This window comes from Dokdonella sp., assembly GCF_039926425.1.
Classification (GTDB): Bacteria; Pseudomonadota; Gammaproteobacteria; order Xanthomonadales; family Rhodanobacteraceae; genus Dokdonella_A.
This window is the reverse complement of the sequence record NZ_JBDSWZ010000227.1, coordinates 1-13,344: the sequence shown is the minus strand read 5'-3', so window position 1 is coordinate 13,344 and position 13,344 is coordinate 1. Positions and strand designations below refer to the sequence as shown.

Annotated in this window: 13 protein-coding genes; 9 read left to right on the top strand and 4 right to left on the bottom strand. The window is 64.9% G+C overall.

Features of this window, described 5'->3' with window-relative positions; translation table 11 throughout:
• Nucleotides 1-61 precede the first annotated feature (61 nt).
• Complete coding sequence (locus tag ABIV12_RS13110) at nucleotides 62-367, top strand: hypothetical protein (RefSeq protein ID WP_348059990.1); 306 nt, start codon at nucleotides 62-64, stop codon at nucleotides 365-367.
• A 169-nt stretch (nucleotides 368-536) separates the two neighbouring features.
• Here ABIV12_RS13110 and ABIV12_RS13105 read toward each other — a convergent pair whose 3' ends face one another.
• A complete protein-coding gene (locus ABIV12_RS13105; protein ID WP_348059988.1) occupies nucleotides 537-2,861 on the bottom strand; it encodes a hypothetical protein in 2,325 nt (774 codons plus the stop codon).
• A gap of 115 nt (nucleotides 2,862-2,976) precedes the next feature.
• Between ABIV12_RS13105 and ABIV12_RS13100 the strand changes: the two genes are divergently transcribed.
• Genes ABIV12_RS13100 through ABIV12_RS13085 form a run of 4 tightly spaced genes read left to right on the top strand, consistent with a single transcriptional unit; the run spans nucleotide 2,977 to nucleotide 6,237 of the window.
• Nucleotides 2,977-4,347, top strand: a complete 1,371-nt coding sequence (locus ABIV12_RS13100) for an amidohydrolase family protein (protein WP_348059986.1) — start codon at nucleotides 2,977-2,979, stop codon at nucleotides 4,345-4,347.
• Between the two features lie 38 nt (nucleotides 4,348-4,385).
• Nucleotides 4,386-5,030, top strand: coding sequence for a hypothetical protein (locus ABIV12_RS13095; RefSeq protein WP_348059984.1), 645 nt, complete (start codon nucleotides 4,386-4,388; stop codon nucleotides 5,028-5,030).
• The gene (locus ABIV12_RS13090) at nucleotides 5,030-5,656 is read left to right on the top strand and encodes a hypothetical protein (protein WP_348059982.1); all 627 of its coding nucleotides are present in this window, start codon (nucleotides 5,030-5,032) and stop codon (nucleotides 5,654-5,656) included. Before ABIV12_RS13095 ends, ABIV12_RS13090 begins: the two co-directional genes overlap by 1 nt.
• On the top strand, nucleotides 5,653-6,237 hold the full coding sequence (locus ABIV12_RS13085) for a hypothetical protein (RefSeq protein ID WP_348059980.1): 585 nt from the start codon (nucleotides 5,653-5,655) through the stop codon (nucleotides 6,235-6,237). The genes ABIV12_RS13090 and ABIV12_RS13085 overlap by 4 nt, the downstream gene beginning before the upstream one ends.
• On the opposite strand, the gene ABIV12_RS13080 is transcribed toward ABIV12_RS13085, so the two are convergent.
• A complete protein-coding gene (locus ABIV12_RS13080) occupies nucleotides 6,188-7,540 on the bottom strand; it encodes a hypothetical protein (RefSeq protein WP_348059978.1) in 1,353 nt (450 codons plus the stop codon). The two genes, ABIV12_RS13085 and ABIV12_RS13080, sit on opposite strands and share 50 nt — an antisense overlap.
• 232 nt (nucleotides 7,541-7,772) lie before the next feature.
• Here ABIV12_RS13080 and ABIV12_RS13075 point away from each other — a divergent pair, with 232 nt between their 5' ends.
• Nucleotides 7,773-8,642 (top strand): co-chaperone YbbN, encoded by an 870-nt coding sequence (locus tag ABIV12_RS13075; protein WP_348059976.1) that lies wholly within the window; start codon nucleotides 7,773-7,775, stop codon nucleotides 8,640-8,642.
• Here ABIV12_RS13075 and ABIV12_RS13070 read toward each other — a convergent pair.
• Nucleotides 8,609-9,895 carry an MFS transporter gene (locus ABIV12_RS13070; protein ID WP_348059974.1) on the bottom strand — a complete coding sequence of 429 codons (1,287 nt, stop codon included), beginning with the start codon at nucleotides 9,893-9,895 and terminating at the stop codon, nucleotides 8,609-8,611. The genes ABIV12_RS13075 and ABIV12_RS13070 overlap by 34 nt on opposite strands.
• A gap of 27 nt (nucleotides 9,896-9,922) precedes the next feature.
• Nucleotides 9,923-10,306 (bottom strand): hypothetical protein, encoded by a 384-nt coding sequence (locus ABIV12_RS13065; RefSeq protein WP_348059972.1) that lies wholly within the window; start codon nucleotides 10,304-10,306, stop codon nucleotides 9,923-9,925.
• 13 nt (nucleotides 10,307-10,319) lie between these two features.
• Here ABIV12_RS13065 and ABIV12_RS13060 point away from each other — a divergent pair, with 13 nt between their 5' ends.
• From ABIV12_RS13060 to ABIV12_RS13050, 3 genes are all read left to right on the top strand, one after another.
• Complete coding sequence (locus ABIV12_RS13060) at nucleotides 10,320-10,643, top strand: hypothetical protein (protein WP_348059970.1); 324 nt, start codon at nucleotides 10,320-10,322, stop codon at nucleotides 10,641-10,643.
• Nucleotides 10,644-10,676: 33 nt separating this feature from the next.
• Nucleotides 10,677-11,879, top strand: coding sequence for a TIGR03032 family protein (locus tag ABIV12_RS13055; protein ID WP_348059968.1), 1,203 nt, complete (start codon nucleotides 10,677-10,679; stop codon nucleotides 11,877-11,879).
• A 181-nt stretch (nucleotides 11,880-12,060) separates the two neighbouring features.
• Nucleotides 12,061-13,344, top strand: a 1,284-nt coding sequence (locus tag ABIV12_RS13050) for a serine/threonine-protein kinase (RefSeq protein ID WP_348059966.1), incomplete at its 3' end; no start/stop codon positions are given.

Sequence of the window (13,344 nt, the reverse complement as noted above, 5' to 3'; positions counted from 1 at the left end):
AGCGAGATGGATGTCATTGCCGCGCGTCTCGAGCGCCTGGAACACGCGAAGGGAGAGTGACATGACGACCCTTTCGTGGATCAGCCGCGGCGGGCCGCCCGTCGCATTGCTGGCAGTGGCGCTGACCATTGCACCGGCAGGTGCTGCCAATTCACCGCAGCACCGATACAGCATCACTGCAAGCCTGACGCCATCGGGCGTCTCCACCACTGCTGCGAACGGCGGCGTCGAGATGAAATCGACGCTCAGCCGGCCAGCCAGCGGGAACGATGTGCAATCCGGAGGCAGCTACGTGGTGATGGCAAAGATCGTCGCATCGCCGATGGGTTGTGCGAGCGACACCATCTTCGTGGACGGTTTCGAGTAGTAGCACCGCGCAAGGACCGGAGCGCGGCGGCAACGTCGCGCTCCCCTCATGCCCTCCTGGATGACCGTACCGCGGCGTCAATCTTTCGGCCTCGCGCAACCGGCCGCTGCCTGCCGAACCATGCCGGCGTACCCATCGCGCGGGAAAAAGCTGTTTCTCAACAGGCGCTTCAGTCCGTCTCGAATCCGTTGGCGAAGATCACGTCGCCGACATCCGCCACATACGCTGCGCCACCGCGACCGTCATGCGGCGAACCGATGGCTGCCATTTCACCTGACATCGCCACCGCGCGTCCGAATCCGTCGCTCTCGCCCTGGAGCGTCGATGGGTTCGCGCCGCTCAACTCCGACGCGGGCGACCATTCCGAAACATCGCGCTGGAAGATGAAAGCGCGACCATTCAAATCGTCCGCGGTACCAACGGGCTGGCCGACAACGATGCGATCTGCCGGTCCCGAAATGGCCACGGACGCTCCGAAACTGCCGGACACGAGCGTGGAGTCCGCTGCAACGAGTCTGTCCTGCAACGCCCACACGCCACCCACGTGCGCGTAGACATACGCAGCTCCGCGCGTCTGCGCCGCGTCCACGGCACCAATGACGAGTGTGTCGCCCGAGAGAGCGACCGACGTGCCGAATCCCGCCAGTTTGGCCGCAACCGATGCCGTGATTTTTGCCTGCTGCGACCAGACGCCTCCACTATTGGTGAAGACGTACACTGCTCCGCCGTCGGTTTCGATCCCGATATCCGCGGTCGGCGCACCGACCGCGAGAGTCGATCCGTTGAGCGCGATCGAGGAACCGAAGCCGTCGTTTACGGTTCCATCCGCTGGCTGGATCATCGCCTGTGGCGACCAGCTCGAACCGGAGCGCGCAAACAGCTGCACGTTCCCAGGCTGCGGCGCCGTCGAACTGCCGATTTCTCCTGCCGCGATCAAGTCGCCCTGCACGGCGACTGCTGCGCCAAACGCCACCGGTCCGGCGCCCGACCCTCCGTCGGTGAGCCGGGCTTGCTGCGGCCAGCTCCCATCTCCGCGCACGAACACAAAGGCGGCGCCACCCATTTCCGCCGTGGCTCCGAACGCATTGCTCGCGCCAACGACCGCCGTGTCCTGATCCAGAGTGACTGCACTGCCGAACCCCTGGAACAACGGTTCCGACGGCACCAGGCGTGCGCGCTGGCTCCATTGACCGTCCACCGCGTCGAATACGTAGGCGACACCGATCAGGAACGGTTCGCTGGTTCGCGCATTGTCGGCACCCACCAACAACGTCGATCCGGACAGCGCGACCGCGTCGCCGAACTGCTCGCCACGATGATCGTTGCCGGGCGTCAGAACCGCGGTGGGGGTCCAGTCGTCGCCTGTTTTCGAAAAAACCGTTGCATCGCCAGTCGCGCCGGCATCGGTGAATGCACCTGGTGCGCCGATCAGAAGAGTGTCGCCATCGAGTGCCACCGATCGGCCAAAATCGTAGGTGTAATAATTGACGACGCCGTGCGCGACATGCGCGTCGCGCGTCCACACGCCGTTGGTCCGTTCGAACACGTACGCGGTTCCCGCTTGCGGCCATCCGAACACCGTGTCCGACGGCGAAGAAACCAGCGCACGCTCGCCGTCGATGGCCACGGCCACGCCAAATCCCGGTGCAGACGTCAGTGGATCCAGCTCTCCTTGCGCCGTCCACGTTCCGTCCGACCCGCGCTCATACGGCGTGACGACATTGTTCCACGACACCAGCGCGGTGTGGCCTGAGAGGGCGAACGCAGAACCGGCTCCGGCGAACGCGTTGGTCAGGCCCAGTTCGATCCGCGACTCGCGAGCCCACGTGACGCCGGACCGCTGGAAGAAGTAGGCGTAATTGTGGATCTCGAAATTGTTGACGAAAGCACTCGACCACGCCACGGCAAAATCACCATCGACGATGGTGGATTGGATCAGTTCGCCTGCGTCCGCCTGCAATTGTGCCTGCTGCGACCACCCCGCTCCGGCGCGAACAAAAATAGAGCCGTTGCCCAGTGCCAGCGTGCTGCCCGACAGGGACACCGGTCCACTGGCCTCGAAACGATCCACCTGCTGCCAGCTGCTTCCGCTGCGCGCAAAGGTATAGACAGCGGCGTCGAGTCCTCCGGACACACCCGGCGTCGCAGCGACGATCAGGTTGGAACCGAGTGCAAGCTGCGCGCCGAAATATGCCGTTCCCGCGGAATCGGTCGGCACCAGGACCGCTTCCTCGAACCAGTCCGCGCCGGTCTTCCGGTAGACGTCGATGCTGCCCGCTGCACCGACCGCCGCCGTATCACCCGACAGCGCGACAGCCGCGCCGAGCGCAGAGGCGGAGCCCGGAATGCCAACGGGTGCGGGCTCGACGCGCGTCAGCGCGAACGATGACGACGCCATGGCTATTGCGAGCACCGCGGTGACTGCGATCACCTGCGTCCGCCACAAGCGCGCGGAGCGCAGTCCCACCGAACCTTCGGCAACTTCACGTTCCATGTCGTTCTCCCGTCGTTCTTCCAATGGTAATCCCGTCGCCGTGCGCGTCAAACCCCAACCGCCACCCGCCGCGGGCGTTGCAACTATGATCCGCCAACCCCATCAGGAGTCGCGCATGCCCAAGCTCATCTCTGTTCTGGCGTTGACCGCCGCCGCACTCGCGACCCGTCCGGCGTCGAGCGCCGATGCCGTGACCGTACTGCATTGCGGGCACGCCATAGACACCGCAGCGGGCAAACTGCTCGGCGAAACCAGCATCGTCGTCGAGGGAAAGCGCATCCGCGAGATCAGGCCAGGTCGCATCGAAGTCGAGGGCGCCGGGGGATTCGAACTCAAATGGGCAACCTGCTTGCCCGGATTGATCGACAGTCATACGCATCTCAGCGGCGAGACCAGCCCCACCGGCTACACCGACCAGTTCCGCTGGAACATCGCCGACTACGCGATCCGTTCGACCGGCTATGCGCAGCGCACCCTCGACGCAGGTTTCACAACCGTGCGAAACCTCGGCGACAACCAGGGCGAAACGGTGGCGCTGCGCAATGCGATCAACGCCGGCGTCATTCCCGGCCCGCGCATCTTCACCGCGGCACAGGCGATCGGCTCGACCGGCGGCCACGCCGACGGCACTGACGGCTACCGCAAGGACCTCGCCGGCAATCCAGGACCGGACGAAGGCATCATCAACGGCGCCGACGACGCATGGAAAGCCGTGCGCCAGCACTACAAGGACGGCGCCGATCTGATCAAGATCATGCCGTCGGGCGGCGTGCTCGACGAGAGCAGCAGCGTCGACAATGCACAGATGACGCTGGAGGAAATCAAGGCGGTCGTTGCCGCGGCGCACGACTACGGATTCACCGTCGCTGCACACGCGCACGGTGCGGAGGCCATCCGCCGCGCGGTGATTGGCGGCGTCGATTCGATCGAACACGGCACCTTCATGGACGATGCCGACATGAAGCTGATGAAGGAGCACGGCACCTGGTACGTGCCGACGATCATCGCTGGGAAATACGTTGAGGAAAAAGCGAAGGTTCCGGGTTATTACCCCGCGCAGATCGCGGCCAAGGCGGCTCGGGTTGGTCCGCTGATCCAGGCCACCGCGGGTCGCGCGTACAAGGCCGGCGTGAAGATCGCGTTCGGCACCGATGCCGCGGTCTATCCGCATGGACAGAACGCGAAGGAGTTCCAGTACATGGTGGAGGCCGGCATGCCCGCGATGTTCGTGCTGCAGGCAGCGACTACGCACGCTGCCGAGTTGCTGAAGAAGTCGAAGGACCTCGGCACGCTCGATGCCGGCAAGTACGCCGATGTGATTGCGGTGAATGGCAATCCCTTGGACGACATCACGCTGATGCAGAACGTCGGCTTCGTGATGAAGGAAGGTGTGACGTACAAATATGGCGGCAAGACGATGACGCCTGTTGCCGAGGTTGCGGCGTCGCCCCCAACCGCACAAGGCGAGCAATTGTCCGGTTTCTGAATCCCCGCCTGACCGAATGCGATGGATAATGCGCGGTCATGGATTCGCGCATCGCCACCGTATTCGACGAAGAACGTGCCTGGTTGAAGGCATGGCGCATCTGGACGACAGCGCTGCTGCTGGCGGTGCTGGTGGCGTCCATCGTCTGGGCGTTCGGTGGATTCGCAGCGGTGACGCGCAAGGATCTGCCGATCATCGCCGCCGGTGACCGACTGGTGACCGACGACTGGATCCTGCAGCCTCTTCGCTCGACACTGGCGTCGACGAACGCGATGGGTCGACCCGCACCCGAGGGGGCGGCGTTCCTGATCCTCGAAGCTGTCGTCGAAAACCGCACACGCAACAGTCGCAGCGATGTCGACACTGCGGTGCGCTGGCTGGATCCGTCCAAGGACGGTGCAGCGGCCGCATCACGCGCCGGGACGGAGGCCGACTCGGTGATCCTCTTGCGCGATCCAAGTTTTGGAGCACTGCTGCATCCTGGACTTCCCGAGCGCATCGCGCTGTCATGGCAAGTGCCTGTCACAACAGTCGTCGCGGAGTCGCAGCAATGGTTGTTGCTGGGCCGCACGTGGGTGCCGAAAGATCGGCTCAACGGCGGCGGAAACTGGCTCAACCGCCGTGCGCTTGCGCGCGCGAAACTCGCCGTCGACGACGTGCGCGCCCGGGACAGCGCGCCTTGATGGGCAAAGCGCGCAGCGTGGCCACGTCGGCGCTGTGGGTCGCGGCAGCGATCGCGACGATCGGCGCGCTGGTGAACCTGCGCATGAACTACGACAGCAAGCTCGCACCATTCCTGGTCTCGGGTCGCATCGGCGAAGCGGTTGTGGCGCGTGCCTTCGTTGTCACGGTCGGAACTGTGGAGCTGGCAGCGGCAACGTCCGCGCAGGACGATCCGGAAGAAATCACGTTGAAATCGTTGTCGTCCGCCGGCGTGTGGGTGGTGGTGCATCTGCGCCTCGATGCGCGGCTGGCGCCCATCAGCCTGCTGACCGCCAACCTGCAGACCTCCGACGGCTACGCGTACGCAGCAGCGGGGCCACGCGTGCAGGGCGCGGGAAACCTGGCCTACTCGCGCAAGCTGCTCAATCTGAAAACCACGCAGCCGGGACTCGCGAACGACGGCCTTCTTCTGTTTGAGGTTCCCCGCGCGCGACTTGCAGGACTGCATCTGCAGGTGTCTCAGGCGTCCGGCGGCGCAAAGCTCGATAGCCTCGCGGACATCGACCTCGGTATCGATGCGGCGAAAGCAGTCGACTTGCTCGAGCACATCGCGCCACTGTTGACCGTGCGCGGAGACGAGCCGTGAATGTCATGAAATCCTTGCATCGCTGGCTGCGTGCGCAGCGCGGTTGGCTCGTCGGGGGTGTGCTGGTGGGGTCGACGGTGTTGCTGTGGACGACGTGGGACGCATGGCGCGACTACGCCCGCTGGCGTCCGCTGCGTCCGGCCGACGTGGCCGCCGGGGAAGGCGGCATGCTCGGTGGCGCCGAATGGCGGCTTGGAAGCGTCGAGATTCTCGATCCGAAGGATCTCGCACTGGGCAGACGTGTTCCCGACGACGCGGTCGTTCTGGTCGCCCATTACGCGATGACGCCCGCCACGGGTGCTGACCAGAAGCTGCTCGCGTCCTGTGACGGACGTCTTTCCGACGCGAAGGGTCGGCACTGGGAGGAATATCCGATCGAGTTGAGCCGGCTGCATCTGGGCGAACCACGCGGCTGCGTCGCCGAACTGTCGGCCGACGCCGGCATCCGCAGCGCGCCTCCCGGCGCACCGTGGCATTTCGCGCACGCGTACCTCGTGCCGTCGGACGTGGCGCTCGGCGCAATGCCGGAACTCATCCTGCCGAAATTACAACCCCGCTATCTTCGCTTCCAACGACGCTGACCGCGCGTGACGATCGCTGCCGGCGTCCACGCTGCATCGCAAGGCGAACAGCGGCGGCGAGCAGGCAAATCCGCACAGGCTCGCCGAGAAGGGACGACTCGAGATCCAGCGGACCTCCGAACAGGATCGCAAGCGGCGAACCGAACACTTCCCACGCAGCCCCCTCGTGCGGCCCGATCAAGGTCGCGACCGCACGCCACGCAAGGTCGCACACGACATCCAGTGCCACGTAACCGACGCACAACGCGAGCATCGGGCGCACGCCGGCAGCGAGCAGCAGTCTCACCGCATTGATCACTGGCACTGCTTTCGAATTCCAACCCGCACTGGTCTTGTCGAGAATCTTCCCCGCCGTGTGGCGAACGGGCACCGGCAGTGCGGCGAAGCGTCGGCGCGCGAATTCAAGGCGAGCGTCGGCGCGGAACAACGCGCGCGCTGTGCCGAGGTCCCGCCCGTAGACGATCGCCGCGATCGCAAACCACACCAGGGTCAGGAGCAGCGCCTGCAAGACCGGACCCGCAAGGTGCAGCGTTGCCGAAAACCCCGACGGGAGCGCGCCCGCGACACCCGCCGCGGGAGGCGCGGCGGGCACCGCGTCGACCAAGTCTGCCCACCACCCGCTGACCCACGCCCACGCGACGCGCTGTTCGGCCCAGGCCCACGCCGCGTCGGTCCAGTGCCGGATCACATAGAGGCCGAGGAATACCCAGTAAGCCTGGCAGGTGGTCGCAAGAATCGACCACAACGCCGCCGGATGCGCCTGTTGCCACCACAGCAAGCCGCGGCGCAGCGCGTACGTCAGAACCACCGACAGCCAGAGGCCGGGTTCCTGCAGAAGGTCGGTCGGCAAGCCATGACGATCAAGCAGGCTGCCGCGCAGGAAATCGAGCACATACGCGCGAATACTGTCGCCCAGTAGGCCCCACGTGGCGTAGTACGCAAAGAACGGCAGCAACACGATCGCCAGGACCGAACCGAAACGACGCAATGATCCCGCGCCGCTGTCGGCGTGTTCCTGCTTTGCGTCGGCCACCTCCGGAGTGGCGAGCACAGCGGATCGCAGCGCGTCGAACATCGCGATCGTGCACAGCAGTCGCACCACGACCATCAGTGCGAGGCCGAGGAAGCCGAGAAGATGATTCACGTAGCCCAGCACGACCGCGAGGCGCAACAGAATCATGCCGGCCAGTTTCTGAACGAAAAACCAGAACACGAGCGTGGGCCAGTACGTCGCGAGCAGGTGCAACGTCGCACGTGGCAGCTCCAGCCAATCTCCGGGCGGTGTCGTGTCGCCGGAAGTCATTGAATCGGTTTGTGCCACGTCGCCGTCCGTTCCGATCGCCGCTCGGTTCGCGGCGCGTCTGCGATGCTACCGCACGCGCGAGGACGGGGACTTGGGTCTCAAAGGGCAGCCGCCGCGTTTCCGCCATCGTCGCGCGCTGTCGGCGCATGCAGTGCAGGTCAGATCTTTTCCGGATTGCCTTGCGTTGTCGACGTGCTGGCACAATCTGCGGTCGATCCTATTGGAGTCCGCAATGACTGAATCTCCCATGCCGTCCCACGTTTTCGATGCCACCGAACTGAACTTCCAGGCCGACGTGCTCGACGCGTCGTTCGTGCAGCCAATCCTGGTCGACCTGTGGGCGACGTGGTGCGAGCCGTGCAAGGTGCTTGGGCCGTTGCTCGAGAAGGTCGTCGACAGCTACCACGGCGCGCTCCGCATGGCGAAGATCGACTGCGACAAGGAACAGGCGCTTGCCGCATCGTTCGGCGTGCGCAGCATTCCGACCGTGGTGCTGATCCGTGAAGGCCAGATGGTCGACGCGTTCACCGGCGCGTTGCCCGAAAGCGGCATCCGCGAGTTTCTCGCCCGCCATGTGCAACCCAATGCGGAAGCAGCACCGGCGATCGACGCGGAACCTGCGGTGACGGAATCGCCGGAGCAGGCGATTGCACGGATCCAGCAGGAAATGGCGACGCATCCGGACAAGTCGGAACTGAAACTGGATCTTGCCGTGGCACAGATGCAGGCTGGCAACAGCGCGGCGGCAGAGTCGGAGCTCGACAGTCTTCCGGCGAACCTCGCGACCGACGACCGCGCGAAACGCCTGCGCGGCCAACTCGACTTCGCGCACTCGTTGAAAGATGCTCCGACCGCGGTGGACTTGCGCGCGCGCATCGAGCGAGATCCCTCCGATCACACCGCCCGCGATCTGCTCGGCGTGCGATTGCTGATCGACGGAGACGCAGAGGGTGGCCTTGCGCAGTTCCTTGAAGTGCTCAAGGCCGACCGCAGCTGGAACGACGGGCAGGCGAAAAAGCGCCTCATCTCGGCCTTCAGTGTGCTCGACGATGCCGAGCTGGTCGGCACCTACCGGCGCAAGATGTCGTCGCTGCTGTTCTGACTGGTTCTTTGACTGCGGATGCCGAACTGGATCAACACGCCGATCGCGACGAACAGCACGGCGGCGCTCACTGCGAGCGCGTGGTGAATCCCGAAATGAGCGCCAGCCAGGCCGACGGTGACGCCGCTGAAGGTGCGCATCCCCATCGCGAACATGCTGAACACGCCGATCGCGCGTCCGCGCAATTCCGCTGGCGCGTCGAGCTGCACCAGCGTCTGCGCCATCGCATTGAACGAGAGTTCGACAAAGCCTGCAGCGAACAGTGCGATCAGCGCGAGCGTGTAGTTTGACGTCAGCGCGAAACTGCCAAGTGCGACGCACCACAGCATCGCGAGCACGCATGCAGTGACGGGCTTCGGGCGCAGCCAGCCACGGCTCTCGAGCACGAAGCCGGCGGTCAGCGCGCCGGCGGCGTCTGCCGCGAGCAACATGCTGTAGGAAAAATCCACGTGTGCATGGCCGAGATCGCCGGCGAATCCCGGCATTTGTGCCTGATACGCGTTGCCGATGAAAAGAGACGCGCCACCGGCGAGCAGGGTCATCGACGCGATCACGCGATGCTGCGCGATTTCCTTCATCGCCCGACCGACGTCCGCGATGCTGCGCACGGCACGCGTCGCGACCGCGGCCCCGGCAGCGCGGAATTTCGGACCGTAGGGCGCAGCCACCAGCCAGGCAATCATCGGCAGGTAGAGCAGCGCGTTGAGAAGAATGCCGACCTTCGCACCCAGCATCAGCAGCAACAACCCGCCAACGCCCGGACCCGCCAGCATACCGAGCTGACGGGCGGTGGAGTTGAGCCGCACCGCGCTTTGCAAATGCTCGCGGCCGACGATGTCATGCAGCAGCAACTGCGACGGAGGACCCCACAGCACGCCCGCCACACCGTGCATGACGAGTAGCAGAGCGGCATGCCAGATCTTCAGGGTGCCCGTCATGAACAGCACGCCCCACGCGATCGATACGCCCATGAACAGCGTCATCCCGAGCTGGATCATGCGGCGCGGATCAACGCGGTCCGCGAGCGCGCCGGAATAGACCGAGAACAGCAGGAACGGAAGCCAGTGCGACACGACTGCGAATCCGCCCAGCGCAGGCGAATGGAAGGTCTGGTAGATCACCCAGTAGCTGATCACGTGTTCGATGTTGTCGGCCATCATCGCGAGCGCCGACAAGACGAAATACGTGCGAAAGCCCGTGTGGCGGAGCGCTGCGAATGCGACGTGCGCGGGTGCGGCAGCAGCAGTGTTCATTCGCGGATCCGCGCAAAGTGCGGGAGTCTAGCGGCTGGAGCCGTCGCCAGCCCAGGTGCTGATCCGGGCCCCGTCGATCGCGTTCAACCGGCGCGACAGCCTCGGCGCGTTGAAAGCAATGCAGCGCGTGGATCGGGGCGCGTCACCGCGCGGATAAATGGCGCGGCCTGCGTTATCGTAGCGGCGTGTTTGATCAAGGATCAGCGTTTTGAACAGCGAATCCAGTGAACCCTCCCCCGCCGCGGCACCGACGCGCGAGTCCGCCGCTCCATTCGCGTTCACCGCCGTGTGGCCTCGTGCCTCGAATGAGGATGCCGACGCGATCCGTGCATTCTGGCGGCGCGAAAAGGCGCTCGATAACGACGCGGCGATGGACCAGCGGCTGCCACAGGTCGTGATGATCGCGCGCACGGCGGAGGGAGCCGTGGCGGGGGTGTGCACGGCGGTTGCAACCACGCCACAGCAGCTCGGCCAGCCGGTGTACTACTGGCGGACGTTTGTCGGCGCGACGTGGCGCTCCAGCAAACTGGTGATGTCACTCCTGAAACGATCCTGCATCCTGCTTGAAGACCACGCCCGCCAGCAGGGGTTTCCATGCATCGGTGTGCTGCTGGAGCTCGAGAACACCCGCTTCGCCAAGGTCGGGCGGCGCGCGGAATGGCACAACCCGCGCTTCGTCTATATCGGTCGCAGTGAACGCGGCCTCGACGTTCGTGTGCACTACTTCGCCGGCGCGCGCCTCAAATAGCTGCAGGTGACGGCGCGCGGCGGATGCGGCACGATGGTTCAGCCCGGACTCTCCACTCACATCATGCAGAACGAAACTCCGTCCAACAGTTATGCCGCGGAACCTTCGAGCGCTCCGGTCACTCCGGATGCGGCGCCCATCACCGAAGTCCTTGGCAGCGTCCACACCACCAATTTTCCCGACCTGCTGCGCCAGCTCGGCGGTTGTCTGGTCGTCAGCACGTATCAAGCCGGAAAGCTGGTGATCCTTCGCCCAGACGGCGCGACCATCAACACGCATTTCCGCACGTTCAACCGACCCATGGGCATGGCCGCGGATGGTGAGCGGCTCGCGCTTGGTGCCGCGATGGAGATCGCCGAATTCCGCAACATGCCGGCGGTCGCCAAACGCTTGAGTGATCCGCCGCGACACGATGCCGTGTACATGGCACGCCGTGGCCACATCACCGGCGCAATCGACATCCACGAAATGGCGTGGGACAAGCATGGCGACCTGTGGTTCGTGAACACGCTGTTTTCGTGCCTGTGCACGCTCGATACCAAGTCGAGCTTCGTGCCGCGCTGGCGCCCGCGCTGCGTGACGCACTACGCGCCGGAAGACCGCTGCCATTTGAACGGCCTGGCGATGCGCGACGGTCGCCCGCGCTATCTCACCGCGCTCGGTGAATCAAACAAGCCCCAGGGCTGGCGCGAGAACAAGCGCAACGGCGGCGTGTTGTTCGACATGGCCACCGACAGCGTGATTGCACGCGGCCTGTCGATGCCGCATTCCCCGCGCTGGCACGATGGCCGCCTGTGGGTGCTTGAATCCGGACGGGGCGCGCTGGTGACGATCGATCCGAAGACCGGCGCGAAAACCGACGTCGCGCGCGTGCCGGGTTTCGCGCGCGGTCTCGACTTCCTCGGTCCGGTCGCATTCATCGGGCTCTCCCAGTTGCGCGAGACCAACGCGTTCACCGAGATCGAGATCACCGAGGACAACACCGATCGCCAGAGTGGTGTTTGGGCGGTGCACATCGGCACCGGCAACACGATCGGCCTGCTCAAATTCACCGGTGGCGTGCAGGAGATCTTCGCAGTGCAGGCGCTCGCGGGTATCCTGTTTCCGGAAATCATCCACGAGGGCGAATTCCTCGCGAGCGCTTACGCGTTGCCTGACGAAGCGTTGCGCGAAGTCGGCTTCACGGCACCAACGCCTGCGGTGGCGACGGAAGTCCAAACGTCGCCGGAAGGCTGACCATCGACGTTTCTCGTTTCGAAACGTGGGGCGGGCGTCATCGTCGTGACGCGACATTTTTCCGACCAACACGCTCGAACGTTGACCGCTTCATGAGCCGGCTTGCACTTGCAGGCGCCACTTCGCAGCGGGCGCATCCTGCGCTCCGTTAGAATCAGCGCCTCACCGCACCGCCTTTGCCATGACCAACCTGAATGTTCCATTCCAGATACCGGGTTACCGGATCGTTCGCCGTCTCGGCGTCGGCGGGATGGCGACGGTGTATCTGGCAGTTCAGGAGTCACTGAAGCGGCCGGTCGCAGTGAAAGTGCTGGCGACCGAACGTGCGCCGAGCGACGAACTCGCGCAGCGATTCGAGCACGAGGCCAGGACGATCGCGCGACTGGACCATCCGCACATCGTCAGCATCTACGACGTCGGCCGCACGTCGAATGGGCAGATCTACTACACGATGCCGTACTTCCCGAACGGCGACCTGTCGATGCGCAACCTGCGCGACCAGCCCAGGCGTGTGCTGGAGATCATGCGCGCGCTCACCGAGGCGCTTGCATGCGCGCACGACAAGGGCATCGTGCATCGCGACGTCAAACCCGAAAATGTGCTGTTCGACAAGCAGGACCGTCCGCAGCTGGCTGATTTCGGCATCGCACTCAGCCATTCGCATCAGCCACGGATGACGCGCGAGGGTGCGACGATCGGATCGTCCGGTTACATGAGTCCGGAGCAGGCGCGCGGACAGCCGCTCGACGGCCGTTCCGATTTCTACAGCCTCGGCGTCGTTTGCTACGAACTTCTCACCGGCGAAAGGCCGTTTCAAGGCGCCGATGCGCTCGCCGTTGCGCTCGCGCACATCGAGAAACCGGTGCCGCGATTGCCGGTCACCCGACGTTTGTGGCAACCGCTGGTCGATCGCGCGCTGGCGAAGCAACCGGATGCGCGGTTCCAGAGTGCCGAAGAACTGCTCGCGGCGATTGCGGTGGTCGAGCGCAGATTGAAGATGCGGCGGCGGCGTGGCGCGTCCAGGTACTGGGTGTGGCTGATCGAACGGATTCAGTCGGTGTCGCGCGGAAAGCGTGCGCTGGCGCTTGGATTGGGACTCGCGGTCGTTCTTGCCGCAGTGCTGGCGCTGTTGCCGCGTTTCCCGCGAACGGCGAACGATTCCTCCGCGGCTCAAGTGAACGCGCCATCCGCGCTTGATCCTGCCGAGATTGCTGCAACGGACGGACGACCACCCTCGTCTCCTGTCGGCGATGTTGCAGGTGCACCTCCCGTGACCGGGGAACCCATCGCCGTCACGGGCAGCGGAGCAACGCCTGAAGCAGCCGCGATCCCGGCCGATCGCGCGGAGCAACTTCGGCTCGCGGCGAGCCTCGTTCTCGCTGGACATCTCACGTCGCCTGCCGGCAATAACGCAGCGGAACGATACCTCGCGCTGATCGCCGCGGACGAACAGGATCGCGACGCG